General features: G+C 71.6%; 24 protein-coding genes, 1 tRNA gene and 1 pseudogene. 20 read left to right on the forward strand and 6 right to left on the reverse strand.

What is annotated here, in order from left to right:
• Positions 1–14: 14 nt before the first annotated feature.
• The 3 genes from J2S44_RS22300 (at position 15) to J2S44_RS22310 (ending at position 3,007) form a co-directional block, all read left to right on the forward strand.
• On the forward strand, positions 15–1,811 hold the full coding sequence (locus J2S44_RS22300) for an ABC-F family ATP-binding cassette domain-containing protein (RefSeq protein ID WP_310417255.1): 1,797 nt from the start codon (positions 15–17) through the stop codon (positions 1,809–1,811).
• Positions 1,812–1,930: 119 nt separating this feature from the next.
• Positions 1,931–2,374 carry a DUF4383 domain-containing protein gene (locus J2S44_RS22305; protein ID WP_310417258.1) on the forward strand — a complete coding sequence of 148 codons (444 nt, stop codon included), beginning with the start codon at positions 1,931–1,933 and terminating at the stop codon, positions 2,372–2,374.
• Between the two features lie 159 nt (positions 2,375–2,533).
• The gene (locus J2S44_RS22310) at positions 2,534–3,007 is read left to right on the forward strand and encodes a DUF4383 domain-containing protein (protein ID WP_310417260.1); all 474 of its coding nucleotides are present in this window, start codon (positions 2,534–2,536) and stop codon (positions 3,005–3,007) included.
• Between the two features lies 1 nt (position 3,008).
• On the opposite strand, the gene J2S44_RS22315 is transcribed toward J2S44_RS22310, so the two are convergent.
• Positions 3,009–3,689, reverse strand: a complete 681-nt coding sequence (locus J2S44_RS22315; protein WP_374727889.1) for a TetR family transcriptional regulator — start codon at positions 3,687–3,689, stop codon at positions 3,009–3,011.
• 156 nt (positions 3,690–3,845) lie between these two features.
• Here J2S44_RS22315 and J2S44_RS22320 point away from each other — a divergent pair.
• From J2S44_RS22320 to galK, 11 genes are all read left to right on the forward strand, one after another.
• A tRNA-Gln gene (locus J2S44_RS22320) sits at positions 3,846–3,917 on the forward strand.
• 113 nt (positions 3,918–4,030) lie between these two features.
• Positions 4,031–5,509, forward strand: coding sequence for a bifunctional UDP-N-acetylglucosamine diphosphorylase/glucosamine-1-phosphate N-acetyltransferase GlmU (gene glmU / locus J2S44_RS22325; protein WP_310417263.1), 1,479 nt, complete (start codon positions 4,031–4,033; stop codon positions 5,507–5,509).
• Between the two features lie 79 nt (positions 5,510–5,588).
• Complete coding sequence (locus tag J2S44_RS22330; protein ID WP_307242949.1) at positions 5,589–6,569, forward strand: ribose-phosphate diphosphokinase; 981 nt, start codon at positions 5,589–5,591, stop codon at positions 6,567–6,569.
• Positions 6,570–6,971: 402 nt separating this feature from the next.
• Entirely contained in the window at positions 6,972–7,586 is a 615-nt protein-coding gene (locus J2S44_RS22335) for a 50S ribosomal protein L25/general stress protein Ctc (protein WP_310417265.1), read from the forward strand.
• Positions 7,587–7,670: 84 nt separating this feature from the next.
• Positions 7,671–8,273 (forward strand): aminoacyl-tRNA hydrolase, encoded by a 603-nt coding sequence (pth, locus tag J2S44_RS22340; RefSeq protein WP_310417268.1) that lies wholly within the window; start codon positions 7,671–7,673, stop codon positions 8,271–8,273.
• 363 nt (positions 8,274–8,636) lie between these two features.
• Positions 8,637–10,163, forward strand: a complete 1,527-nt coding sequence (locus J2S44_RS22345; protein ID WP_445343973.1) for a sugar transferase — start codon at positions 8,637–8,639, stop codon at positions 10,161–10,163.
• 40 nt (positions 10,164–10,203) lie between these two features.
• Positions 10,204–11,037: a 3'(2'),5'-bisphosphate nucleotidase CysQ gene (locus J2S44_RS22350; protein ID WP_310417274.1), complete on the forward strand. Its 834-nt coding sequence runs from the start codon at positions 10,204–10,206 to the stop codon at positions 11,035–11,037.
• A gap of 58 nt (positions 11,038–11,095) precedes the next feature.
• On the forward strand, positions 11,096–12,004 hold the full coding sequence (gene cysD, locus J2S44_RS22355; protein ID WP_310417278.1) for a sulfate adenylyltransferase subunit CysD: 909 nt from the start codon (positions 11,096–11,098) through the stop codon (positions 12,002–12,004).
• Positions 12,005–12,007: 3 nt separating this feature from the next.
• A complete protein-coding gene (gene cysN / locus J2S44_RS22360; RefSeq protein WP_310417280.1) occupies positions 12,008–13,300 on the forward strand; it encodes a sulfate adenylyltransferase subunit CysN in 1,293 nt (430 codons plus the stop codon).
• Positions 13,301–13,433: 133 nt separating this feature from the next.
• Complete coding sequence (galE, locus tag J2S44_RS22365) at positions 13,434–14,411, forward strand: UDP-glucose 4-epimerase GalE (RefSeq protein WP_310417283.1); 978 nt, start codon at positions 13,434–13,436, stop codon at positions 14,409–14,411.
• A gap of 73 nt (positions 14,412–14,484) precedes the next feature.
• On the forward strand, positions 14,485–15,639 hold the full coding sequence (gene galK / locus J2S44_RS22370; protein WP_310417286.1) for a galactokinase: 1,155 nt from the start codon (positions 14,485–14,487) through the stop codon (positions 15,637–15,639).
• Between the two features lie 115 nt (positions 15,640–15,754).
• Here galK and J2S44_RS22375 read toward each other — a convergent pair whose 3' ends face one another.
• Positions 15,755–17,029 (reverse strand): hypothetical protein, encoded by a 1,275-nt coding sequence (locus tag J2S44_RS22375; RefSeq protein WP_310417288.1) that lies wholly within the window; start codon positions 17,027–17,029, stop codon positions 15,755–15,757.
• Positions 17,019–17,657, reverse strand: a complete 639-nt coding sequence (locus J2S44_RS22380; protein ID WP_310417291.1) for an RNA polymerase sigma factor — start codon at positions 17,655–17,657, stop codon at positions 17,019–17,021. Before J2S44_RS22380 ends, J2S44_RS22375 begins: the two co-directional genes overlap by 11 nt.
• Before the next feature lie 116 nt (positions 17,658–17,773).
• Between J2S44_RS22380 and trpS the strand changes: the two genes are divergently transcribed.
• From trpS to J2S44_RS22400, 4 genes are read left to right on the forward strand one after another with little or no spacing between them, the layout of a single operon-like run.
• Entirely contained in the window at positions 17,774–18,790 is a 1,017-nt protein-coding gene (gene trpS / locus J2S44_RS22385; RefSeq protein ID WP_310417294.1) for a tryptophan--tRNA ligase, read from the forward strand.
• Positions 18,791–19,312, forward strand: a complete 522-nt coding sequence (locus J2S44_RS22390) for a 2'-5' RNA ligase family protein (RefSeq protein ID WP_310417296.1) — start codon at positions 18,791–18,793, stop codon at positions 19,310–19,312.
• Between the two features lie 23 nt (positions 19,313–19,335).
• A complete protein-coding gene (locus J2S44_RS22395) occupies positions 19,336–20,208 on the forward strand; it encodes a YihY/virulence factor BrkB family protein (RefSeq protein WP_310417299.1) in 873 nt (290 codons plus the stop codon).
• Between the two features lie 8 nt (positions 20,209–20,216).
• Positions 20,217–20,642, forward strand: a complete 426-nt coding sequence (locus tag J2S44_RS22400) for a hypothetical protein (RefSeq protein ID WP_310417301.1) — start codon at positions 20,217–20,219, stop codon at positions 20,640–20,642.
• 27 nt (positions 20,643–20,669) lie between these two features.
• Here J2S44_RS22400 and J2S44_RS22405 read toward each other — a convergent pair whose 3' ends face one another.
• Complete coding sequence (locus J2S44_RS22405; RefSeq protein WP_310417304.1) at positions 20,670–21,725, reverse strand: LacI family DNA-binding transcriptional regulator; 1,056 nt, start codon at positions 21,723–21,725, stop codon at positions 20,670–20,672.
• A gap of 178 nt (positions 21,726–21,903) precedes the next feature.
• Between J2S44_RS22405 and J2S44_RS22410 the strand changes: the two are divergent.
• A pseudogene (locus J2S44_RS22410) lies at positions 21,904–23,274 on the forward strand (LVIVD repeat-containing protein); the annotation flags it as partial.
• A gap of 493 nt (positions 23,275–23,767) precedes the next feature.
• Here the strand turns inward: J2S44_RS22410 and J2S44_RS22415 are convergent.
• Entirely contained in the window at positions 23,768–24,049 is a 282-nt protein-coding gene (locus J2S44_RS22415; RefSeq protein WP_310417307.1) for a CBU_0592 family membrane protein, read from the reverse strand.
• A 74-nt stretch (positions 24,050–24,123) separates the two neighbouring features.
• Here J2S44_RS22415 and J2S44_RS22420 point away from each other — a divergent pair, with 74 nt between their 5' ends.
• Entirely contained in the window at positions 24,124–25,008 is an 885-nt protein-coding gene (locus J2S44_RS22420; protein WP_310417310.1) for a LysR family transcriptional regulator, read from the forward strand.
• A gap of 158 nt (positions 25,009–25,166) precedes the next feature.
• Here J2S44_RS22420 and J2S44_RS22425 read toward each other — a convergent pair whose 3' ends face one another.
• On the reverse strand, positions 25,167–25,868 hold the full coding sequence (locus J2S44_RS22425) for a DUF305 domain-containing protein (RefSeq protein ID WP_310417312.1): 702 nt from the start codon (positions 25,866–25,868) through the stop codon (positions 25,167–25,169).
• Positions 25,869–26,224: the final 356 nt, after the last annotated feature.

Genomic DNA, 26,224 nt, shown 5'->3' on the forward strand with positions numbered 1-26,224 from the left:
GCATCTGGGGAGTCATGGCGAACCTGGTCAATCTCGACCGCGTCTCGAAGGGCTACGGCGCCGTCGGCGCGCTGCTCACGAACGTGTCGCTCGGCCTGGAGGACACCGACCGGGTCGGCGTGGTCGGCCTCAACGGGGCCGGCAAGAGCACGCTGCTGCGCATGCTGACCAAGCAGGAGGAGCCGGACGACGGCCGCGTCACGCACCGCCGTGACCTGCGCGTCGCCCAGCTGCCGCAGTCGCTGACGCTGCAGGGCGATGCCACCGTCCGGGACGTGGTGCTCGGCACCGCCTGGCTCGACGAGGGCTTCGGCGCGGAACACGAGTGGGCCGGCGACGCCGGCGTGCGCGCGGTGCTGGACGGGCTCGGCATGGGCCACCTCGGCCTGGACGCGCCGGTCGGCCCGATGTCCGGTGGCGAGCGCCGCCGGGTCGCGCTGGCCGCGCTGCTGATCCGCACCTCCGACCTGCTGATCCTGGACGAGCCGACCAACCACCTGGACGTGGCCGGCGTCAACTGGCTGGCCGCGCACCTGCTCAAGCGGCGCGGCGCGCTCGTCGTGGTCACCCACGACCGCTGGTTCCTGGACGAGGTCTGCACCGCCACCTGGGAGGTCGCGGACCAGACCGTGCGCGCCTACGAGGGCGGCTACGCGGCCTGGACGCTGGCCCGGGCCGAGCGCGAGCGGGTCGCGGCCGCGACCGAGGCCCGCCGGCAGAACCTGCTGCGCAAGGAGATCGCCTGGCTGCGCCGGGGACCGCCGGCGCGTACCTCCAAGCCGCAGTTCCGGATCGACGCGGCGAACGCGCTGATCGCGGACGTGCCGCCGGCCCGCGACTCGGTGTCGCTGACCCGGCTGGCCACGTCGCGGCTCGGCAAGCAGGTCTACGACCTGGAGGACGTGACGCTCTTCGCCGGGCCGAAGAAGATCCTGGACGACGTCACCTGGCGGATCGGGCCGGGCGACCGGATCGCGCTGCTCGGCGCGAACGGCGCCGGCAAGACCACGCTGCTGCGCCTGCTGGCCGGCATCACGTCCCCGGACTCCGGCGCGTTCCGGCGGGGCCAGACCGTCAAGGCCGCGTTCCTCTCCCAGGAACTGCACGAGCTGCCCGGCCACCTGCGGCTGCTGGAGGCGGTCGAGGAGGTGGCCCGCCGGGTCCAGCTCGGCGACCGGGAGCTGTCCGCGTCGCAGCTGGCCGAGGTGTTCGGCTTCACCGACCGGCGGCTCTGGACCCCGGTCTCCGACCTCTCCGGCGGCGAGCGGCGGCGGCTGCAGCTGCTGCGCCTGCTGGCCGGCGAGCCGAACCTGCTGCTGCTCGACGAGCCGACGAACGACCTGGACACGGACACGCTGGCCTCGCTGGAGGACCTGCTGGACACCTGGCCGGGCACGCTGATCGTGGCCAGTCACGACCGCTACCTGGTCGAGCGCGTCACCGACACGGTCTACGGGCTGCTCGGCGACGGTCAGATCACCCACCTGGTCGGCGGGATCGACGAGTACCTGTCGCGGATCGGCGGCGCGCCCACCACCCCGGCCGCGACGTCGAAGGCCGCCAAGCCCGACCGCTCGGACACGCTGTCGGCGGCCGACGTGCGCGCGGGCAAGAAGGAGCTCGGGAAGCTGGAGCGCGCGGTGTCGAAGCTGGAGCAGAAGGAGGCGAAGCTGCACGAGCAGCTCGCCGCCAACGCCACCGACTACGGCCGGGTCGCGGAGCTGGACGCACAGCTCAAGGCGGTGCAGGCGGAGCGGGCCGAGGCCGAGGAGGCGTGGCTCGACCTCGCCGACCGGCTCGGCGACGGGTAGTGAGGTGTGCCGCGTCGCGCCGGGCTGCGGAGGCACGGTGCACGCGCATACGTCACAATCTCCGTTCGGATGATCGCGGCGTGCGACCGGCGTGCGCCCCACTTGGAGGTTGAGGACCGATGGCGTCGCACATGCCCGTCAACCACCCGCTGCGGCCGATCTACCGCATCGTCGGTGGTCTGAGCGGGCTTTACATGATCGTGTTCGGTGTGCTGGGCGCGATCCGGACCGGCGGTGAGCCGCCGCTCGGCATCGGCGTCGGCGAGGTGCTCGGCCAGGGCACCAACCTGGCCAACTCGCTCCTCTCCATCGTGATCGGCGCGCTGGTCGTGCTCGGCACCGTGGTCGGCCGGAACGCGGACACGATCGCCTACACGTACCTCGGCTGGGCGACGCTGGTGATCGGCATGCTGTTCCTGGCGGTCATCCGGACCGACGCGAACGTGCTGAACCACAGCATCATCACCACGATCGTGTGGTTCGTGGTCGGCACTCTGATGATCACCGCCGGCCTCTACTCGCGCAGTGCCCCGGCGGACCGTTCGGTCGCCACCTCGCACTGACCCAAGCCTCTCCGCTCCGCCGCCGCCCAGGGTGCCCCGCACTCTGGGCGGTTTCGTGCATATGCGCAGGTGTCCTGGGGAAGGATGGAGTGCAGGTGCGGCCCGCGGACGCGGGACCACCGGTCCATGGCCGACGAGCGCGCTAGGAAGGTGGGCGACATGGCTCACATCCCGATCAATCACCCCCTGCGGCCGTTCTACCGGGCGGTCTCCGGCCTGTGCGGCGTCCTCATCCTGGCCTTCGGCGTCATGGGCGCAATCGCCTCCACCGGTGACGACTTCTTCTCCCGGGAGAGCATCTGGGCGCTCTGGATGCGGACCAACATGGCGTTCTCGCTGGTCTCCATCCTGATCGGCGCGGTCCTGGCGGCCGGCTACGTGATCGGTGGCGACCTCAGCCACTGGATCAACTACTACGGCAGCTGGGTGCTGCTGGCCGGCGGCCTGGCCGGGATCGCGGTGCTGCGGACCGACCTCAACATCTTCAACTGGTCCATGGTCAACGCGATCGTCTGGCTGGTCATCGGCACGCTGGTGCTGACCGCCGGCCTCTACGACAAGGCCGGCCCGCCGGAGCCCGCCCGGACCGAGGGGGCGCTCCGCCGCAACCAGGTCACGCCCGCGAAGGGCTGACCTACCTACCCGGGCGGGTGATCAGCGTCGGCTTGGCGGCGAGGTTGGAGAGGCCGTTCCAGGAGAGGTTGACCAGGTGCGAGGCGACGACCTCCTTGCGGGGCTTGCGCACCTCCAGCCACCAGCGGCCGACCAGCGCGACCATGCCGACCAGCGCCTGCGAGTAGAGCTCGGCGAGCTTGGGGTCGTAGCCGCGGGACTTGAACTCGTCGCCGAGGATGTGCTCGACCTGGTGGGCGACGTCGTTCAGCACGCTGGAGAAGTTGCCGGACGCGGAGAGCAGCGGGGACTCGCGGGTGAGCACGCGGAAGCCGTTCGTCTCCTCCTCGATGTACTCCAGCAGCGCGAGCGCGGCCTGCTCGAGCAGTTCGCGGGGGTGGCCGGCGGTGAGCGCGGTGGTGATCCGGTCGAGCAGCGAGCGGACCTCGCGGTCGACGACGACGGCGTAGAGGCCCTCCTTGCCGCCGAAGTGCTCGTAGACGACCGGCTTGGAGACCTTGGCGCGCGCGGCGACCTCCTCGATCGAGGTGGCGTCGAAGCCGCGCTCGGCGAAGAGCTGGCGGCCGATCACGATGAGCTGCTCGCGGCGCTGGGCGGCGGACATGCGCACGCGGGAACCGCTCTTGGCGGTGCGGGCGGACGCGCGGGACGCCTCCGGAGGATGCGCGGTGTCGTCGGCCATCCGCCCATCCTGCCAGGTTCGCCGATCACCACGGCTCCCGGCGGCGGGCGGCGGGCCGGGCTCCCGGCGGCGGTCCGGCTCCCGGCGGCGGGTCCGGTGGGGCAATGTCGGTTCCGTGCCGGTACGGCAAGGCGCTACGCTGACGGGGCGCTGCGATCGGCCGTGGTGTAATTGGCAACACTTCGGGTTTTGGTCCCGACATTCTAGGTTCGAGTCCTAGCGGCCGAGCTCTCCCACGATCGAGCCGGCGTCCGATTCGCGACTGGGGGGATCCCGGCCCGGTCACCCCTTCTGGCCTAGCATGGGGCCGCACCCCGCTACCGCCTGAATCGGAGCATCTCGTGAGCCAGGCCCGGCCCCGCACCGTCATCGTCCTCGCCGCCGGTGAGGGCAAGCGGATGAAGTCAAGCCTCCCCAAGGTCCTGCACCCCCTGCTCGGCCGCACGCTGGTCGGCCACGTGCTCAGCGCGGCCGCGTCCGCCGGGGCGGACACCACGCTGGTCGTCGTCGGTCACGGCGGCGACGCGGTGCCGCAGCACCTGGCCGAGATCGCGCCGGACGCGCTGACCGTCCGCCAGGAACAGCAGAACGGCACCGGCCACGCGGTCCGGATCGCGCTGGAGTCGCTGGACGCCGGGCTGACCGGCACCGTCGTGGTGCTGAACGGTGACGTCCCGCTGCTGCGCGGCGAGACCGTGCGCGCGCTGATCGAGGCGCACGAGACCGCGGGCGCCGCCGCCACCGTGCTGGCCGCCTCCGTGACCGACCCGGCCGGGCTGGGCCGCATCGTGCGGGCCGCGGACGGTGGGCTGGAGCGGATCGTCGAGGAGCGGGACGCGTCCGCGGCCGAGCGCCTGATCGCCGAGGTGAACGCGGGCATCTACGCGTTCGACGCCGCGACCCTGCGCACCACGCTGGGCAAGCTCTCCACCGACAACGACCAGGGCGAGGAGTACCTGACCGACGTGTTCGGCCTGCTCGCCGCGGCCGGTGAGCCGGTCGGCGTGCACGTGGCCGGTGACCCGGAGGAGACGCTGGGCTGCAACGACCGGGTGGAGCTGGCCGGGCTGCGCGCGCGGCTGCGCGACCGGGTCAACACCGCGCTGATGCGTTCCGGCGTCGCGATCCTGGACCCGGCCACCACCTGGATCGACGTCACCGTGACCGTCGAGCCGGACGCGACGATCGACCAGAACACCCAGATCCGCGGTACGTCGCGGGTGGCCGCCGGTGCCACGGTCGGCCCGGACACGACGCTGATCGACACCACCGTGGGCGCCGGCGCGACCGTGCTGCGCGCGCACGCGGTGGAGGCGGAGATCGGCGCGCGGGCCAGCGTCGGGCCGTACGCGTACCTGCGCCCGAAGTCGCGGCTGCACGAGAAGTCGAAGGTCGGCACGTTCGTCGAGACGAAGAACTCGGAGATCGGCGCGGGCAGCAAGGTGCCGCACCTGTCGTACGTGGGTGACGCCACCATCGGCGAGCAGAGCAACATCGGCGCGGCCACGGTCTTCGTCAACTACGACGGCGTCAACAAGTACCGCTCGGTGATCGGCGCGCACGCGCGGACCGGCGCGGACAACATGTTCGTGGCGCCGGTGACCGTGGGCGACGGGGCGTACACCGCGGCCGGCTCGACGATCACCGAGGACGTGCCGCCGGGCGCGCTCGGCGTCTCCCGCGCGCGTCAGCGCAACATCGAGGGCTGGGTGGAGCGGCGCCGGCCGGGCACCGCGGCAGCCGAAGCCGCAGGCAGGGCGCGCGCAAGCCAGGGTGAGGCTAATAACGACGTCGCGGACCCCGATGGATCGAGCAGCTGACGGGGAGATACTGCATCTGCTGGCGACGATGACGTCCGCCGGTGACACACAGACCCTCGACCCGGGGAGCGTTACGCCGATGGGCAGCATCGTCGCGGAGAACCGTAAGAGCCTGATGCTCTTCAGCGGCCGGGGTTTCCCGGAACTCGCGCAGGAGATCGGCAAGACCCTCGGGGTCGCGCCGACACCGTCGGACTCGTACGAGTTCGCCAACGGTGAGATCTTCGTCCGTTTCAATGAGTCGGTGCGCGGATCGGACGCGTTCGTCGTCCAGTCCGTCACCGAGGGCGTCAACCGCTGGGTCATGGAGACCCTGATCATGGTGGACGCGCTGAAGCGAGGTTCGGCCAAGCGGATCACCGTGGTCCTGCCGTTCTACCCGTACGCGCGGCAGGACAAGAAGCACCGCGGCCGCGAGCCGATCTCCGCGCGGCTGGTGGCCGACCTGCTGAAGACCGCGGGCGCGAACCGGATCCTGACCGTGGACCTGCACACCGCGCAGATCCAGGGCTTCTTCGACGGGCCGGTCGACCACCTGTTCGCGATGGACACGCTGGCGTCGTACGTCGAGCAGAAGTACAAGGGCCGGCCGATGACCGTGGTCGCGCCGGACTCCGGCCGGGTGCGCGTCGCGGAGCGCTGGACGGACCGGCTGGGCGGCTGCCCGCTGGCGTTCATCCACAAGACCCGCGACCCGCTGAAGCCGAACCAGGTGGTGGCGAACCGCGTGGTCGGTGACGTCGAGGGCCGGGTCTGCCTGATCGTCGACGACATGATCGACACGGGTGGCACGATCGCCAAGGCCGCGGACATCCTGCACGACCAGGGCGCGGCGGACATCGTGGTCGCGGCGACCCACGCGCTGCTGTCCGACCCGGCCACCGAGCGGCTGAAGAACGGCCCGATCAGCGAGATCGTCATCACGAACACGCTGCCGTTGCCGCCGGAGAAGACGCTCGACAAGATCACCGTGCTGTCCATCGCGCCGCTGCTGGCGCGCGCGATCCGCGAGGTCTTCGACGACGGCTCGGTGACGACGCTGTTCGGTGGCCTTTCCTAGGCTTTGGCCCTTTTTCCTGGCTAAAACCCTCCGCCGGTTGTGGCGGATGGTGTGAACTGACCTCCGGTAGGACTGTCGCCGGTCGGGCTCCCGACCGGCGACAGGGCGTTCGTGCGCACGGCGCTGAGCAGCCGGAGGGTGCGGAGCAGCGGGGGTCACGTCGGGGTGGCGAAACGCCGTGGGTAAACTGGTCAGGTTGCCACGGCGAGGGTGCCCTGCGGGCCGATGCTGACGAAGCACTGGCCGCATGGAGGCATCGTGATCGACGCGGTGTTCTGGGCCCTTTCTGAGCCCCGGGCCCGTGCCCAGCGCGCCTCTCGCCCGGCACCGCAGCCACTTCATCCGGTCATGATCGGGTGAGCATCGCACACGAGCCCGACGAAAGCATCAGGAGTTACTTCCGTGTCCGAGGTAAAGATCAGCGCCGAGCTTCGCACCGAGTTCGGCAAGGGCGGCGCCCGCCGTACCCGCCGCGCCGGCAAGGTCCCCGCCGTGCTGTACGGGCACGGCGAGAAGCCGCAGCACATCGCGCTCCCCGCCCGTGAGTTCGCCGCCGCCATCCGGCACGGTGGCGCCAACCAGATCTTCGCGATCGACATCTCGGGCGGCAGCCCGATCCTGGCGCTGGCCAAGGCGATCCAGCGCGACCCGATCAAGGACACGTTCGAGCACATCGACCTGCTCATCGTGAAGCGCGGCGAGAAGGTCACCGTCGACATCCCGGTCACGCTGACCGGTGAGGCCGCGAAGAACACGCTCATCGTGCACGAGAGCGACACGCTCTCCGTCTCCGCCGAGGCGCTGCACCTGCCGGACGCGCTGGAGGTCTCGATCGAGGGCCTCGAGGCCGGCTCGCAGATCACCGCCGGCGACATCCCGCTGCCGAAGGGCACCGAGCTCGTCGCGGACCCGGCGCAGGTCATCGCGCTGATCTCCGCCGCGCCGACCGCGGCCGACCTGGAGGGCGACTCCGCCGAGGCCGAGGCTGCGGCCGAGTCGGCCGAGGCCGCCGAGTAAGACCCTTCGCTTTCGTCGCGAGCCATGTGAGGCGCCCGCTCCCCGCGTTCCGCGGGAGCGGGCGTTTCCGCCTGAGAGGGAGTCATGTCGGACCAGGTCGCCATCGACGACGCGCCGTGGCTGATCGTGGGCCTCGGTAACCCCGGCAAGGAGTACGCGGGAAACCGGCACAACGTCGGTTTCATGGTCGCCGAGCTGCTGGCGAGGCGGGTGAGCGGGAAGTTCGGCCGGCACCGGCGCGCGGTGGCGGACGTCGCCGAGGGGCGCCTCGGCATCGGCGGCCCGCGGCTGGTGCTGGCGAAGCCGCTGACCTACATGAACCTCTCCGGCGGGCCGACGGCCGCGCTGGCGCAGTTCTACAAGATCCCGGTAGAGCACGTGATCGCGGTGCACGACGAGCTGGACATCCCGTTCGGCGAGCTGAGGGCGAAGCGCGGCGGCGGCGAGGGCGGCCACAACGGGCTGCGCTCGATCTCGAAGTCGCTGGCCACCAAGGAGTACGCGCGGGTGCGGTTCGGCGTGGGCCGCCCGCCCGGCCGGCAGGACCCGGCCGACTACGTGCTCTCCGACTTCTCCGGGGCCGAGCGCAAGGAGCTGGAGTTCCTGGTCGACCGCGCGGCCGACTTCACCGAGATGATCGTCGAAAAGGGCCTGGAACCCGCGCAGAACTACTACCACGGCCGCTGAACTCTGATATTTCGTCCCTTTTACCCCCTAACGTAGCCGTGACGCCGCCGGGTGATCAGGAGTTGGTCACCTGGGCGGGCCGGTAGCGCCGGCCCGTCATGCAGGCTGCGGGGGTGAGGCACGGTGGAGCAGGGGCGGGTGCGCGACGCGGACGCCACCTGGCCGGTGCTCTATCGGGTCACCCCGGACGGCATCCTGGTCGAGGAGGTCCATCCCCCGGACGCCCCGAGCCCGGTGCCGGCCGCGCCGCCCCGGCAGCCCGCGAGACCGCACCCCGGCGGGACCCGGCCCGCGGGTCCCCGTCCGGGCGGGCCCCGGCCGATCGACTGGCCGGACTGGGACGACCCGGCCGCCACCGTGTCGATGGAACGGATCCAGGCCGAGTTCGACCGCACGGTCGCGCCGGTCAGCCCGGTCTCGGACGCGCCGGCGGCCGCATCCGAACGGCAGCGGCGGCCGCTGCGCCGCACGCCCGGCCGGCACGCCGCGGCCTCCCGGCGGTACGGCTGGGAGGGCCGCTACGTACGGCGGCTGCTCGGCGCGGACCTGATCGTCGGCGTGCTGGCCGGCGCACTCGCGTTCGGGCTGCGCTTCGGCCAGGTGGTCACGGCCCGCAACTGGGTCTACGCGCTGCTCTCCGTGCTGCTGCCGATCGCGTTGATCGCGGTGCTGGCGCTCGGCCGCTGCTACGAGCGGCGCTTCCTCTACGTCGGCATCGACGAGTACCAACGGGTGATCCGGGCCGGGCTCGGGCTGACCGCGGCGGCCGCGATCGTCTCGTACGCGCTGGAGCTGCCGCTGGCCCGCTCGTACGTGCTGATGGCGCTGCCGGTCGCCACCGCGGCCACCGTCTCGGTCCGCTTCCTGCTGCGCCGGCGCCTGCACCTGGCGCGTACCCGCGGGCAGTGCCTGCGCCGGGTGATCCTGGTCGGCCACGAGCTCGCCGTGATCCACATGAGCCGTCAGCTGCGGCGCGAGCGCTACCACGGGTACGAGGTGGTCGGCGCGTGCCTGCCGCCGCGGCACGACGGCGCGGTCGGGCTGCCGGTCTACGGCACGTTCGACGACGTCGCCGAGGCGGTGGACGCGGCGTCCGCCGACACCGTGATCGTGCTCAGCTGCCCGGAGCTGGACGGGCAGGCGCTGCGCCGGCTGGCCTGGCGGCTGGAACGCAACGAGGCCGACCTGATCGTGGCCAGCGCGCTGATCGACGTGGCCGGTTCGCGGACCACGGTCCGGCCGGTGGACGGGCTGCCGATGCTGCACGTGGAGCACCCGCGGCTGGACGGCGCCACCCGGGTGGTGAAGGAGATCGTCGACCGGGCCGGCGCGGCCGTGCTGCTCCTGCTGAGCGCGCCGCTGCTGCTTGCGCTGGCCGCCGCGGTGCGCCTCGGTTCGGCCGGGCCGGTACTCTTCCGGCAGGTCCGGGTGGGGCGGGACGGGCGCGAGTTCGTCATGTACAAGTTCCGCAGCATGTACCCGGACGCGGAGGCCCGGCTCGCCGAGCTGCGCCACCTCAACGAGCACGACGGCGTGCTCTTCAAGATCCGTGACGATCCCCGGGTCACGCCGGCCGGCCGCTGGCTGCGCCGGCTCTCCCTGGACGAGCTCCCGCAGCTGCTGAACGTGCTGCGCGGGGAGATGTCGCTGGTGGGGCCGCGGCCACCGTTGCCGGCCGAGGTCGCCGCGTACCCGGACGACGCCCGCCGCCGGCTGGTCGTCAAGCCGGGGATGACCGGACTGTGGCAGGTCTCCGGCCGCTCGGACCTCACCTGGGACGAGGCCGTGCGACTGGACCTGAGTTACGTGGAGAATTGGTCACTGTCACTGGATCTGACGATCCTGCTGCGTACGGTGGCCGTGGTGGCCCGCTCCTCCGGCGCCTACTGAACGGCGCCCGGCAGGGGCATCGAGGCGATGGGACTGAGGCATGGGTGAGAGTCAGGGCGGCGAGAGCCCGCCGGTCATCGACGGGGCGTTCGCCCGGTGGCTGGCCGGTCGCGCCGGTCAGCTGCTGATGGAGGTGCGCGCGGAGGTCGGGCACGACGACCCGGCCGCGCTCAAGGCGGCCGGGGACAAGCGTGCCCACGACTTCCTGATGTCGGAGCTGGCCCGGCACCGGCCGGCCGACGCGGTGCTGTCCGAGGAGCAGCAGGACGCGCGCGGTGTGCTGGCCGGTGACGGCACCCGGCTGGACGCGAGCCGGGTGTGGATCATCGACCCGCTGGACGGTACGCGGGAGTTCTCCGAGGAGGGCCGTACGGACTGGGCCGTGCACGTGGCGCTGTGGGGTGCCGGGTGCGCGCACCCGAACCGGCTGGCCGCGGGCGCGGTGGCGCTGCCGGCCCAGCACCGGGTGATCGCCACGGACCACCCGCCGGCGTACCCGCCGATGCCGGTCGCGTCCGCCACCGGCGGGAAGCTGCGGCTGGCCGCGAGCCGGTCCCGCCCGCCCGCGTTCCTCAGCGCGCTGGCCGAGGAGATCGGCGCGGAGCTGGTCCCGATGGGGTCGGCCGGCGCCAAGATCGCGGCGGTGATCGGCGGCGAGGTGGACGCGTACGTGCACGCGGGCGGCCAGTACGAGTGGGACTCGGCCGCGCCGGTGGCTGTGGCCACGGCCACCGGCCTGCACGCTAGCCGGGTCGATGGTTCTGCGCTGGAATATAACGGCGCGAATCCCCGCCTTCCTGACCTGGTCGTCTGCCGCAAGGATCTCGCTCCTCGGTTGCTTTCTGCACTCCGCGGGCACTTGCAGGTACCGTGATGGACAGCTTTCAGCACTTGACCAACCGGCTTAGTCGGGAATTGGAGTTGGCTCGGGAATGACCTCACCTACTTACCGGGTGTCGCATCTTGACGCCCTCGAAGCGGAGAGCATCTTCGTGATGCGCGAGGTGGTCGCCGAGTTCGAGCGCCCGGCGCTGCTCTTCTCCGGGGGCAAGGACTCGATCGTGATGCTGCGCCTCGCGGAGAAGGCGTTCGCGCCCGCGCGCATCCCGTTCCCGGTGATGCACGTGGACACCGGCCACAACTTCCCCGAGGTCCTGGCGTACCGGGACCGCCGGGTCGCGCAGCTCGGGCTGAACCTGGTGGTCGCGTCCGTGCAGGAGGCGATCGACTCGGGCACGGTCCGCGAGCCGGCCGACGGCACCCGCAACCGCATCCAGACGCCGGTGCTGCTGGCCGCGCAGGAGAAGTACCGGTTCGACGCGCTGTTCGGCGGCGCCCGCCGGGACGAGGAGAAGGCGCGCGCCAAGGAGCGGGTCTTCTCGTTCCGCGACGACTTCGGCCAGTGGGACCCGAAGAACCAGCGCCCGGAGCTGTGGTCGCTCTACAACGGCCGGCACCAGCCCGGCGAGTCGATCCGGGTGTTCCCGCTGTCCAACTGGACCGAGCTGGACATCTGGCGGTACATCGAACGCGAGCGGATCGAGCTCCCGTCGATCTACTACGCGCACGACCGGGACGTGGTGGTCCGCGACGGCATGCTCTACGCGGTGAACGAGTACCTGCGGGCCCGGGAGGGCGAGGAGATCGTCACCAAGCGGGTGCGGTACCGGACCGTCGGCGACGCGTCGCTGACCGCGGCCGTGGAGTCGGACGCGGACACGGTGCAGAAGGTGATCGCGGAGGTCGCGGCCACCCGGCTGACCGAGCGCGGCGCGACCCGCGGCGACGACCGGGTCAGCGAGGCCTCGATGGAAGACCGCAAGCGGGAAGGCTACTTCTAGATCATGACTGCACCTGCTCCGGTGGCGGACGACTCGCGCACCGTGGACCTGCTCCGCTTCGCCACCGCCGGCTCGGTGGACGACGGAAAGTCCACGCTGATCGGCCGCCTGCTCTACGACACCAAGTCGCTCTTCACCGACCAGCTGGCGGCCGTCGAGGCGGTCTCCGCGGCACGCGGCGACGAGTACACCAACCTGGCGCTGCTCACCGACGGCCTGCGGGCCGAGCGGGAGCAGGGCATCACGATCGACGTCGCGTACCGGTACTTCTCCACGCCGCGGCGGAAGTTCATCATCGCGGACACCCCGGGGCACATCCAGTACACCCGCAACATGGTGACCGGCGCGTCCACGGCGGACCTCGCGCTGATCCTGGTGGACGCGCGCAAGGGCCTGGTCGAGCAGTCCCGGCGGCACGCGTTCCTCTGCTCGCTGCTGCGCGTGCCGCACCTGGTCCTGTGCGTGAACAAGATGGACCTGGTCGACTGGGACCAGGCGGTCTACGACCGGATCGCGGACGAGTTCACCTCGTTCGCGGCCAAGCTGGACGCGCCGGACCTCTCGGTCATCCCGATCTCCGCGCTGCACGGCGACAACATCGTCACCCGGTCCGAGAAGACGCCGTGGTACGACGGGCCGTCGCTGCTGCACCACCTGGAGCGGGTGCACATCGCGTCCGACCGGAACCTGGTCGACGTGCGGTTCCCGGTGCAGTACGTGATCCGCCCGCAGTCCACCACGGTCACCGACTACCGCGGCTACGCCGGTCAGGTCGCGTCCGGCGTGCTCAAGCCGGGCGACGACGTGATGGTGCTGCCGTCCGGGCTCACCTCGAAGATCGCCTCGATCGACACCGCGGACGGGCCGATCGCGCAGGCGTTCCCGCCGATGTCCGTGACGGTGCGGCTGGAGGACGAGATCGACATCTCGCGCGGCGACATGATCTGCCGGCCGCACAACCAGCCGAGCCCGGCCCAGGACATCGAGGCCATGATCTGCTGGATGGACGAGTCGCGGCCGCTGACCGTGGGCGGGAAGTACACGATCAAGCACACCACCCGGACCGCGCGGGCCGTGGTGCGCGGGCTGCAGTACCAGATCGACGTGAACACGCTGCACCGCAACGAGGGCGCGACCGAGCTGCGGCTGAACGAGATCGGCCGGGTCCGGCTGCGCACCACGGTGCCGCTGCTCGCGGACGAGTACCGCCGCAACCGCACCACCGGCGGCTTCATCCTGATCGACGAGACCACGAACCGCACGGTCGGCGCCGGCATCATCCGCGAGGCGAGCTGACGCTGCGGCGACAGAAGGGGCCGCCGTCCCCGGCGGCCCCTTTCTCGTACCGTCGAATGTTTGAATGTGTTGACTCTTGAGCGATTGTGGTGGAACTATGATCGGTGACAACACGACTTAGGAGGCCACGGACGTGAAATTGCTCGTCACCGGCGGTGCCGGATACATCGGCAGTGTGGTCAGCCGGCTGCTGCTGGACGCCGGGCACGAGGTGACCGTCCTCGACAGCCTGATCACCGGGCACGCGGAGTCGGTCGCGCCGGACGCGACGTTCGTCGAGGCCGACATCAAGGACGCGGCCACCGTGCTCACGCCGGGCGCCGGGTTCGACGGCGTGCTGCACTTCGCCGGGCTGATCGCGGCCGGTGAGTCGATGGCCAAGCCGGAGCTGTACTGGCAGCAGAACGTGGTGCACTCGCTGGCCCTGCTGGACGCGGTGCGCGCGGCCGGCGTGCCCCGGTTCGTCTTCTCCTCGACCGCGGCCTGCTACGGCAACCCGACCGAGATCCCGATCACCGAGAGCGCGGTGACGCTGCCGACCAGTACGTACGGTGCGACCAAGCTGGCGTTCGACATGGCGCTCACCTCGGAGGCGTTCGCGCACCGGCTGGGCGTCACGTCGCTGCGCTACTTCAACGTGGCCGGCGCCTACATCCGCGACGACCGGGCGATCGGCGAGCGGCACGACCCGGAGACGCACCTGATCCCGATCGCGCTGCAGGTCGCGGCCGGCAAGCGGGAGAAGCTGACGCTCTTCGGCGACGACTACCCGACGCCGGACGGCACCTGCGTGCGCGACTACATCCACGTCGAGGACCTGGCCCGCGCGCACCTGCTGGCGCTGGAGACGTCGAAGCCGGGCGAGCACCGGTTCTACAACCTCGGCAACGGCCAGGGCTTCTCCAACCGTGAGGTGGCCGAGGCGGTCCGCGAGGTCACCGGCGCCGAGCTGCCGGTCGAGGTCGCGCCGCGCCGCGACGGCGACCCGGCGACCCTGGTCGCGTCGTCCGCGAAGGCGCGCGCCGAACTGGGGTGGGTCCCGGCCAAGCCGACGCTGCAGGCGATGATCGGTGACGCTTGGACCTTCTACCGGGAGCACGTGGCGGCATGAGTGAGCTTGCGAACGAATCGGCCAGCTCAGGGCCCGACGAATGTCGTCGGGGGAGCGAAGCGGAGGAGACGGCATGAGTGAGCTTGCGAACGAATCGTCGGCTGCGCACTTCGCGTCGATCTTCTCCGGCGCGCCGGAGGGCACCTGGGTCGCGCCGGGCCGGGTGAACCTGATCGGCGAGCACACCGACTACAACGACGGCTTCGTGCTGCCCTTCGCCATCCCGCAGCGGACCGAGGTGTCCGCCGCCCGGCTCCCCGGGAAGTCCTGGGAGGCGTGGTCCGCGCTGAACGGCGAGACCATCCGCTTCACCGAGGACGACCTCACACCCGGCGGCGTCCCCGGCTGGGGCGCCTATGTGGCCTCGGTCGTCTGGGCGCTGCGCGAGCGGGGGTACGACGTGCCCGGTGCCCGCCTGGCGATCACCTCGAACGTGCCGCTCGGCGCCGGCCTGTCGTCCTCCGCGTCGCTGGAGTCCGCCGTGCTGGGCGCACTCGTCGACCTGGGCGGGCTGGACGTGCCGGTCGAGGAGCGGCCGGCGATCGCGCAGCTCGGTGAGAACGGATACGTCGGCATGCCCAGCGGCATCCTGGACCAGTCCGCGTCGATCCGCTGCCGGGAGGGCCACGCGCTGTTCCTGGACTGCCGCACGCTGGAGGTCGAGCACATCCCGTTCGACCTGGCCGCGGCCGGCCTGGCGATCCTCGTGATCAACAGCAACGCGCCGCACCAGCTGGTCGACGGGGAGTACGCGGAGCGCCGGGCCAGCTGTGAGGCGGCCGCGGCCGCGCTCGGCGTGCCCGCGCTGCGCGACGTGGAGCTGTCCGGGCTGGACGACGCGCTGGCCCGGCTGGACGACGACGTGCTGCGCCGCCGGACCCGGCACATCGTCACGGAGGACGACCGGGTGCTGCGCACGGTGGAGCTGCTGCGGGCCGGCGACGTGCGCGGCATCGGCCCGCTGATGACCGCGTCGCACGCGTCCATGCGCGACGACTTCGAGATCACGGTGGAGCAGGTGGACCTGGCGGTCTCCGCGGCGCTGGAAGCCGGCGCGTTCGGCGCCCGGATGACCGGCGGCGGCTTCGGCGGGTGCGTGCTCGCGCTGGTCGAGGTGTCCGCGGCGGACGAGGTCCGGGCCGCGGTGGAGAAGGCCTACGCGGCCCGCTCGTTCACGCCGCCGACCACGTTCGCCGCCACCGCGGCGCCGGGCGCGCACCGCCGCTGACCCCGGCCCGTGATCGAGGCGTCCCGCGGCACGGGGGCGCCCGGTCCCGGTCGTGCGAATGGCCCCGGGCGACGCCCGGGGCCATTCGCGTGTCGCGCCCAGAAGGGCGGGCGCGTCAGGTGATCCAGAGTTTCTGCCAGGTGAGTCCGTCGGTGGAGAACGCGACGTAGCCGGCGCCGTAGAGGTTCTCGGCGACCCAGCCGGCCGTGGTCCGGCGCAGCTCGCCGACGGTCGGCAGCGAGCCGGTCAGCTTCGTGAACGTGGCGCCGTGGTCGGCGCTGACCCACCAGGTGGCGCCGCCGTTGGCGACCAGCAGCCGGCCGTCCGGCAGCGGCACCGCCTCGCCGGACACCGAACCCGGCCGGTCGGCGCCGCCGGCCGTGCGCGTGGCGTGGAACGAGCCGCCGCCGTCGGTGGAGTGGTGGATCGCCAGCACCGCGTCGTCCTTGCCGGTGACGATCACGTAGACGTGCTCGTTGCGGACCGCGACCGAGATGCCCTCGACGCCGCCGGTGCCGAACGAGCGCAGGTCCCAGCTCTTGCCCGCGTCGTGGGTGACCGCGACCGCGGCCCGGCCGGCGTGGTCGACGCCCGCGACCCACCACGCGCGCGAGGCGGTGGCGGCCGGCGCGACCCAGCGCACGTCCAGCGCGGGCTGGGTGGCCAGTGCGACCGCGCGGCCGCCGGTGGACAGCGCCGCGGTCCGGAACGCGCCGCTCTCGGCCTGACGGCGGCACATCACGTCGCCGTCGGTCAGCGAGTTCGTGGACGCGGCGTCGTTCGGCACGCGGGTCCAGTCCCGGCCGGAGTTGCCGGAGACCAGCGACTCGGTCTTCGAGCCGAGGACCACGGTGCCGCCGGCGAACGCGTTCAGCTCGGTGATCTCCAGGTCGGTGTCGACCGGGCTGGTCTCCCACGTCCGGCCGCCGTCCGTGGTCCGGGCCAGCGTGCGGGCGCAGCGCGGGTCGCCGGTGCAGTCGTTCAGCACGTACCCGGTGGTCTTGTCGACGAACGCGACCTGGCCGATCCGGCCGGGCAGCTCGGTGATCTCGGCGCGGTCCTCCAGGCCGATCAGCGTGATGCCGTCGCTGCTGGTGACGGACGTGTCCGGCGTCGGGCCGGCGGCACCGGACGGGCTCGCGGTGACCGGGACGGCCGCGATCGGCGCGCCCCGGCCGGTGTCGCCGCCGAGCTGCGGGCGCAGCGCGACCACGCCGCCGGTCAGGACCGCGAGCGTGGCGACCGCGGCGGTGGCGACGCGCCGGCGACGGGCGCGGTGGGCGTGCGCCCGGGCCCGCAGCGCGCCGAGCGGTGGCTGCGAGATGCGGCCGAGCACGTCGTTGCGGGCGGCGTCGAGGCGCTCGTCCAGCGACGGGTCCTCAGCGGGCACGGACCACCTCCACCCCCGCGGCCGCGACCCCGGGCAGCGGGGCGGCCTTGCGTCGTACCGGTGCTGGCTTGGGCATTGTCTCGGTTTTCTCCGGTGCCGGTTCTGGTGCGTGCCCGGGGTAGTCCGCGAGCAGCTCGGACATCGCGGCCCGCCCCCGGTAGAGGCGGGACTTGACCGTGCCGGTGGGCAGGTCGAGGAGCGCGGCTATCTCCTCGACCGGCAGGTCGGCGAAGTAGTGCAGCGTGATCACCTGGCGGTAGCCGGCCGGGATCCGGGCCAGCGCCGCGTGCACGTCCGGCCGTTCCGGGCCGGGTGGCGGCGCGACGGCCTCGACCAGCGGACGGTCGCGCAGCAGGATCGTGTCGAGCAGCTTCCGCCGCCGCCAGCGCCGCCGGACCACGTTGATCGCGACGGTACGCAGCCAGGCCTCCGGATTGTCCAGCGAGGTGAGCGTGCCCGGCCGGGCCAGGGCGCGGGCGAACGCCTCCTGCACCACGTCCTGCGCCTCGGTCAGGTCCGTGGTGAACGCGTAGACCTGCGTCACGAGCCGCCGGTAGCAGGCGTGGTAGATCTCCGTGAGGGCGCGCTCGTCATCGTCGCCGATCTCCTCGTCGCGTTGTGCCAGCAACCGTGGCCTCCCGGCGTCGTCATCGCGATAGTTGAACCTTCAACCTACTCTCTCCATGCAGGGTACGACCCATACCTGTGTGACAAGGTTCCCGAGGCGCTGACAGAATGGTGTCCATGTCTGAAACGCCGCGTCCCCGGGTGCTCTCCGGCATTCAGCCGACCGCCGACTCGTTCCACCTCGGCAACTACCTGGGTGCGTTGCGTAACTGGGTGCCGCTGCAGGACACGCACGACGCGTTCTACTGCGTGGTCGACCTGCACGCGATCACGATCCCGCAGGACCCCGCGGTGCTGCGCCGGCGCACCCGCGTCTCCGCCGCGCAACTGCTCGCGATCGGCCTGGACCCGGAGCGGAGCACGCTCTTCGTGCAGTCGCACGTGCCCGAGCATGCGCAGCTGGCCTGGGTGATGAACTGCCTGACCGGGTTCGGTGAGGCCGGCCGGATGACCCAGTTCAAGGACAAGTCGGGCAAGCAGGGCGCGGACAGCACCTCCGTCGGCCTGTTCACGTACCCGATCCTGCAGGCCGCGGACATCCTGCTCTACCAGGCGGACGCGGTGCCGGTCGGCGAGGACCAGCGGCAGCACCTGGAGCTGACCCGCGACCTGGCGCAGCGCTTCAACCACCGGTACGGGCAGACGTTCACGGTGCCGGCGCCGCACATCATCAAGGACACCGCGAAGATCACCGACCTGCAGGAGCCGACCGCGAAGATGTCGAAGTCGGCCTCGTCGCCGAACGGCATCATCGAGCTGCTGGAGACGCCGTCCCGGTCCGGCAAGAAGATCAAGTCGGCGGTCACCGACACCGGCCGCGACATCGTCTTCGACCCGGAGAACAAGCCGGGCATCGCCAACCTGCTGACCATCTACTCCGCGCTCACCGGCCGGACGATCGAGGACCTGACCGGCGCGTACGACGGGAAGGGCTACGGCGACCTGAAGAAGGACCTGGCCGCCGTGGTGGTCGACTTCGTCACGCCGATCCAGGAGCGCACCAAGACCTACCTCGACGACCCGGCGCAGCTGGACAAGGTGCTGGCCGCGGGCGCGGAGAAGGCGCGCGAGGTCTCGGCCGCCACGCTGGCGACCGTCTACGACCGCATCGGCTTCCTCGCGGGGAAGGCGTAGGTGCCGCACACCACGAAGGTCGGCGTCGCGGTCGACATCCCCGAGCCGTGGGGCAGCGTGCTCACCGCGCGCCGCGCCGAGGCCGGTGACCCGCAGGCCGCGTTCGTGCCCGCGCACGTCACGCTGCTCGGCCCGACCGAGATCGACGCGGACGCGCTGCCCGCCATCGAGAAGCACCTGGCGGCGGTCGCGTCCGCGCACCCGTCGTTCGAGCTGCACCTGCGCGGCACCGGCACGTTCCGGCCGCTCACCCAGGTGGTGTTCGTGGCGGTCGCCACCGGCATCGGCGAGTGCGAGCGGCTGGCCTCGGCGATCGCGGCGGCCGAGGACATCGACCGGCAGCTCAAGTTCCCGTACCACCCGCACGTCACGATCGCCCAGGACGTGACGCCCGAGGCGCTGGACGCGGCGTACGAGGACCTGGCGGACTTCGAGGCGCGCTTCGAGGTTGACGCGTTCACGCTGTTCCTGCACAACGGCGAAGGCGCCTGGCAGCCCCGACGCGACTTTCCGCTGCGCTAGTGCTCGGCCGGGTGCTCCACGCGGTGGACGACACCGTCGTGCGCGCCCGCCGGGCCAGCCGCGTCTTCGATCACTTCTGGCTGGCCCAGGAACGGTACGGCGAGGTGCTGGCCGGCCGGTGCGCGGCCGCGATCGCGTACTACTCGTTCTTCGCGCTGTTCGCGATCGGCCTGCTGGCGTACTCCGTCTTCGGGTTCCTGCTCAGCTTCAACCTGGACCTGTTCGACGCGGTCCGGCACTATCTGTCGCAGAACATGCAGATCATCGACCCGAACGCGATCCTGGACAGCCGCGGCCGGGTCGGCCTGATCGGAGTGTTCGGGTTGCTCTTCTCCGGCATCGGCTGGGTCGAGGCGATCCGCTCGTCGCAGCGGCTGATCTGGCGGCTCGACCAGCAGCCCGGCAACCTGATCGTCCGGCGCCTGGTCGACCTGGGCGTGCTGCTCGGCATCCTGATCATGCTGGCCGCGTCGATCGCGGCGGTGGACGCGCTGGAGGGCCTGATCGGCTGGCTGGCCGGCGGACTCAACTTCCTCACCTCCGCGTTCGCCTGGCTGATGCAGCTGATGCTCAACATGCTGCTCGGCGCCGCGCTGCTGGTGGCCGTGCCGCGGCTGCGGATGACACTGCGCCGGGTGGCGCCGTCGGTGCTGCAGGTCGGCGTCGGCGTGACGCTGCTCAACACGGTCGGCCGGTACGTGATCGGGCTCGCCCAGCACAACCCGGCGTACACGGTGGTCACCGGCGCGGTCGGCCTGCTGGTCTACCTCTACCTGCTCAACCAGATGCTGCTGTTCGCGGCCGCGTGGGCGGCGACCAGTCCGCACGGCAAGGTCTGGGACTACTCCGGCGGCCCGGTCGAGAATCATGACGGCGACCGGCTCCACTTGGCATGATGAGGCCCATGGGGGCTTTGGTGACGCTTGACCTGCCGGACGATTCGCCGACGCTGGACCTGCCGTGGATCATCACGTTCGGGCCGCTGTCCGACGACGACGAGTGGGAACCGGTGGTCTGCGGGCCGTACGAGCGGCAGCACGCGCTGTCGTTGGCCGAGTCCGTGGTGGCGGACGAGCAGCTGATGGCCGTGGTGGAACCGCTGCTGCCGTCCACGGCCGCGGCCGAGATCCGCGACGAGATCGAGAAGGCGCGTCGGCTGGCCGAGGAGGAGCCGCCGCAGCTCGGCGACGAGAGCTTCGGCGACACGGGCCTGTCCGGCCTGCTCGACGAGGACGGTCACGACCACGATCACCTGGAGGCGGCTGAGCCGCCCACGTCCGCGGAGATCAAGGCGGGCATGCGGCGGATCGCGGCCAAGCTCTCCGCCTGACCGATCGGACCCGGCCCGGGCACGGACTCAGGCGGGGACCGCCAGCGTGGTGCGGGCGGCGGCGGTGGAGCCGCGGACGACCAGCTCGGGACGGAACACGTACTCCGAGCGCGGCGCCGCGTGGCCGTTGATCTCGTCGACCAGCGCGCGCACCGCGGCCACCGCCATCGGGTGCACGGGCTGGCGCAGCGTGGTCAGCGGCGGGTCGGTGAACGCGGTCAGCGGTGAGTCGTCGAAACCCACCACGGACAGGTCGCCGGGCACCGAGAGCCCGCGTCGCCGGCCGGCCCGCACCGCGCCCAGCGCCATCAGGTCCGAGCCGGAGATGATCGCGGTGACGCCCGCGTCCAGCAGCCGGGTGGTGGCCGCGTCGCCACCCTCCACACCGAACAGCAGGGACAGCGAGATCAGCGGGTCCAGCTCCGGGCCGGGCGTGCCGGTCAGCCGGGTCATGGCCGCGCGGAACCCCTCGATCTTGCGGCGCACCGGCGTGAACCGGTCCGGGCCGGAGATGAAGCCGATCCGCCGGTGGCCGAGCGCGACCAGGTGGGCGACGGCCAGTTCGGCGGCGTCCCGGTCGTCGCAGGAGATGAACGGCGCGTCCACGTCCGGCGTGTAGCCGTTGATCAGCACGATCGGCAGCGGGCGGGTGGTGAGCCGCCGGTATCGCTCCAGGTCGGCCGTGGTGTCCGCGTGCAGGCCGGAGACGAAGACGATGCCGGAGACCTGGCGGTCCAGCAGCATCTCCACGTACTCGTCCTCGGTGACGCCGCCGGGCGTCTGCGTGCACAGGACCGGCGTGTAACCGGTCTGGGACAGGCTCGACTCGATCTCCTGCGCGAACGCCGGAAAGATCGGATTGTTCAGCTCCGGCACGATCAGGCCGACCAGGCCGGCGCTGCGCTTGCGCAGGCGGGCCGGACGCTCGTAACCCAGCACGTCGAGCGCGGTGAGCACGGCCTGGCGCGTGTCGCCGGCGACGCCCGGCCGGTCGTTCAGGACGCGGGACACGGTCGCCTCGCTGACCTGCGCCTGCTGGGCGATGTCCGACAGACGTGCGCGCATTCGAGAACAGTAACCCATCGGCAGGTCGCCGCGGGGTCCTGCGCAACCTGGTTGACCGGCCGCTCAGTTATGACGGTCCTGTTGCGTAACGAACGCAGAGTGGTGGGAAGTTCACAACGGGCTGGTATTTGCGGAGTGCAAATGCTTCGATGTCCAGGTACGGCAGCCGCGCCGTCCTGATCGAAGGGCAGTGTGTATGACCAGCCACACCCCACGAGGGTTACGCAGGCTCAGTCTCGCCGGGTTCGCCGCGACCGCCGCCACGCTCGTGGCCGTGGCCTCGGCACCCACCGCCGCCTATGCTGCGGAGATCCCCGGCGTCGACGAGATCGTCCACAGTGACAACCTCACCCAGCTGGCGAACGTGCCGAAGTCGGCCGCGTTCGGCCAGCTGAACTCCGACCTGGCGTTCCAGGGGAAGTACGCGTTCTCCGGAAACTACAACGGTTTCGTCGTCTACGACATCAGCGTCCCGGCGGCGCCGGCGGTCGTCAGCGAGGTCGTCTGCGTGGGTGCGCAGAACGACATCTCGGTCCTCGGCAACCTGCTCTTCCTCTCCACCGACTCGTCCCGCAGCGACGACTCGTGCAACAGCACGGCTCTCCCGGCGTCGGACAAGAACGCGTGGGAGGGCATCAAGATCTTCGACATCACCGACAAGGCCGCGCCGAAGTACATAAAGTCGGTCGAGACCAACTGCGGGTCGCACACGCACACGCTGGTGCCGTCCAAGAAGGACGTGTACGTCTACGTCTCGTCGTACTCGCCGTCCGCGACGTACCCGGACTGCCTCCCGCCGCACGATTCCATCTCGATCATCAAGGTGCCGCTGGACAAGCCGACGGACGCGGCGGTGATCACCGCGCCGAACCTGTTCCCGGACGGCGGCAACCCGGGCGGCAACGGCAGCTCCGCGACGACCGGCTGCCACGACATCACGGCGTACCCGGCGAAGAAGATCGCGGCGGGTGCCTGCATGGGTGACGGCATCCTGCTGGACATCTCCGACCCGGCGGCGCCGGTCGTCACCGAGCGGGTGCGGGACCTGACGAACTTCGCGTTCTGGCACTCCGCCTCGTTCAACAACGCCGGCACCAAGGTGATCTTCACCGACGAGCTCGGCGGCGGTGGGCTCGCCACCTGCAACCCGGAGATCGGGCCGACCCGGGGCGCGGACGCGGTCTACGACCTGACCGGCGGCAAGCTCGAGTTCAAGAGCTACTTCAAGATCCCGCGTGAGAACGCGTGGAACGAGAACTGCGTCGCGCACAACGGCTCGATCATCCCCGCGTTCGGCCGGGACATCCTGGTCCAGGCGTGGTACCAGGGCGGCGTCTCGGTCTGGGACTTCACCGACTCGGCGAACCCGGTGGAGCTCGGCTACTGGGAGCGCGGCCCGCTCAGCACCACCGGCACGGCCACCGGTGGATCGTGGTCGGCGTACTACTACAACGGCCTGATCTACTCGAACGACATCGCGAAGGGCTTCGACGTGCTGAAGCTCGACGACCCGCGGACGAACAGCGCGGCGGCCGTCCGGTTCAGCGAGCTGAACGTCCAGACGCAGCCGCAGTACCCGGCCTGTGACACGGTCCTGCGCGACGCGTCCCGCAGCATCACCGTCAAGCGCGGTGTCACCTGCGTCGACGGCGGCACGATCCGCGGCAAGGTGGAGGTGTCGAAGGGCGCTACGCTGCTGGCCTACGGCGCGACCGTGGCCGGCGACGTGCGGGTCACCGGCGGCGGCACGTTCTCGCTGCTGGACAGCAGCGTCACGGGTGACGTCTGGGCGGACGAGCTGGCCCAGGTGTACGTGGCGGGCAACCGGATCTCCGGCGACCTGGACGTGCACGACACCAAGGGTGCGGTCGTCATCGCCGGCAACACGATCGGCGGCAGCCTGGAGTGTGAGTACAACAAGGTCGCCCCGGTCAACGACGGTGTGCGGAACACCGTGGACCACCGCGAGCCGGGCGCCTGCGCCGAGCTGTAACCCGGTCCCGCCGACGACGGGCCCGCTCCCTGCCGGGGGCGGGCCCGTTCCGTCGCCACCCTCGCGATCAGCGAGACGGGCGCGCCAGGCCGGTGGGCGGGCGGCGGGCCGCGGCGGCGATCCGGGCGATGGTGACCGTGCCGATGGCGACCCAGACGACGTTCAGCGCCGCGGACGGCCAGGCGCCGAAGAACGCGGAGTTGACGGCGAGCGCCAGGCCGCCGGCCAGGTTCAGCGCCTGGAACCGCCAGCCGTCGCCGGCCAGCCGTTTCGTGGAGACCAGCGCGTACGCCAGCAGCAGCACACCGGCACCGGCCCAGCCGAGGATCGCGATCAACGAGATGTCCATGCCGTCGATGCTGACGGACAGGACCGCTAACGTGGAAGCGAGACTTCCTTAAGCGAAACTGTAGGCGGACTTCAGTGGACCTCGATCCACGTCGATTGCGGGTGCTGGCGGCGATCGCCCGGCGCGGCAGCCTGGCCGGCGCCGCCGCGGCGCTGCACGTCACGCCGTCCGCGGTGTCCCAGCAGCTGGCCCAGCTGGAGCACAGCGTCGGCCGGCCGCTCGTCGACCGCACCGGCCGCCGGGCCGTGCTGACCGCGGCCGGCCGCCTGCTCGCCGCGCGGGCCGAGACGATCGAACGTGAGCTGACCGAGGCGCAGCGCGAGCTGGAAGGGCTGGGTGGGCAGGCCGCCGGGCGGGTCCGGGTGGCCGCGTTCTCCACGGTCATCCGGCACCTGCTGGTGCCGGCGCTCACGCTGCTGGCCGCCGAGCATCCGGCCGTGGCCTGCACGATCGTCGAGATCGAGGGCGCGCCCGCGCTGCGTGAACTGCGGCTCGGCGGGATCGACCTGATGCTCTTCGAACGGGACGAGAGCCTCGGGCTGGACACCCGGCGGCAGGTGACGGTGGTGCCGCTGCGCGCGGACCCGTACCGGATCGTCGTGCCGGCGCGGTGGCCGGCGCCGGACTCGTACGCGGACCTCGCGGACCGGCCGTGGGTCGGCTCGCCGGCGTCGTCCGCGGCCGGGCAGGCACTGGAGCGGATCGCCCGCGAACACGGCTTCGTGCCCCGGCGCGCGCACTCCTGCCTGGACTTCCCGGCCATGCTGTCGCTGGTCGCGGCCGGGCAGGGCGCCGCGGTCGTGCCGGACCTGGCGCTGCGCGGCGTGGACACCGCCGCGATCCGGGTCACCGCGCTACCCGGCGCCGGCGCCCGCCGCCTGGACGCCCTGGTCAGCTCCGGCCGGGCCGGCCGCCCCGCCGTCGAGACGCTCCTGGCCGCCCTGCACCGGGTCCCCTGACGACCCGGCGCCATGCCCGTCCGGGCGCCATGCCCGTCCGGGCGCCATGCCCGTCCGGGCGCCATGCCCGTCCGGGCGCCATGCCCGTCCGGGCGCCATGCCCGTCCGGGCGCCATGCCCGTCCGGGCGCCATGCCCGTCCGGGCGCCATGCCCGTGCTCAGCCGATGACGATGGCGCTCATCCGGTCGATCTCGACGCCCTGTTCGTGGGCGACGGAGGTGGCGGTCTGCTGGATCCAGGTGTTCGTGCCGCCGCGCAGTGCCTCGTTCGCCATCGCGATCGCGCCGGCGTGGTGGTCGGTCATCATCTCCACGAAGCGGCGGTCGAACTCGTCACCCTCGAGGGCGGCCAGCTCCGCCATGCGCTCGGCGCTCTGCATGCCGGGCATGGTGTCGTGGTCGTGGCCGGGCAGGTCCTCGCCGAGGTTGTGCTGACGCAGCCAGCCGCGGAACGAGCCGATCTCCAGCGTCTGGGTGTCCGAGATGCGCTCGGCCAGCGCGACGAGCTGCGGGTTGGCGGCCCGGCCGGGGGCCAGCGCGGAGATCTCCAGCGCCTGCTGGTGGTGCGGGATCATCTTGCGCAGGAAGTCGGCGTCGGCCTGGTTCCACGGGTCGGTGGCGCCGGGCGCCTCGGAGCCGGGCGGTGCCGGGGTGGGCAGGATGACCTGCGCGGACTCGCCGGGGCGGCCGGGCAGGATCGCGGAGCGGCGCGGCGCCGGGGTGGCCTCGGCCGCGGGCGGGGCGGCGGCGCCCGGACCGTCGTCGCCGGAGGTGGACGCGAACGCGATGCCGGTGACGGCGATCGCCAGCGCCACGATCGCGCCGGCGCCGATGAGGACCCGCCGGTCCGTCAGTCGCATGAGGACTCCCCGGGGATGGTCGGTGTGTCGTCACATCCACCCGATCCTATCCGTCGCCGCGTCCTGACCGATAGTGATCGATTCCGCATAAATGCAAGATCGAAACGGCGCGGGGCGGGGGAGTGCGGGCGGCCCGGTGGGAGGTGGCGTGCGTACCCTCGGGTGGCCTCGATCTTGATCTTGACGTTGGGTTACCGGTTCGTAAAATTTTTTCCGGGCGGCCGGGGTCGTTCGGTCACCGTTGGGTCACGGGTGGCCGGCGGGATCCGTGCGACATGTGGCGAATTCCCCCACGAAGCCCCGGATCGGCGGTGCAATGTTGATCAGGAGAGTTACGTGCGGGTAACGGTGCTCCA

The sequence above is a fragment of the Catenuloplanes niger genome (genome assembly GCF_031458255.1).
Classification (GTDB): domain Bacteria; phylum Actinomycetota; class Actinomycetes; order Mycobacteriales; family Micromonosporaceae; genus Catenuloplanes; species Catenuloplanes niger.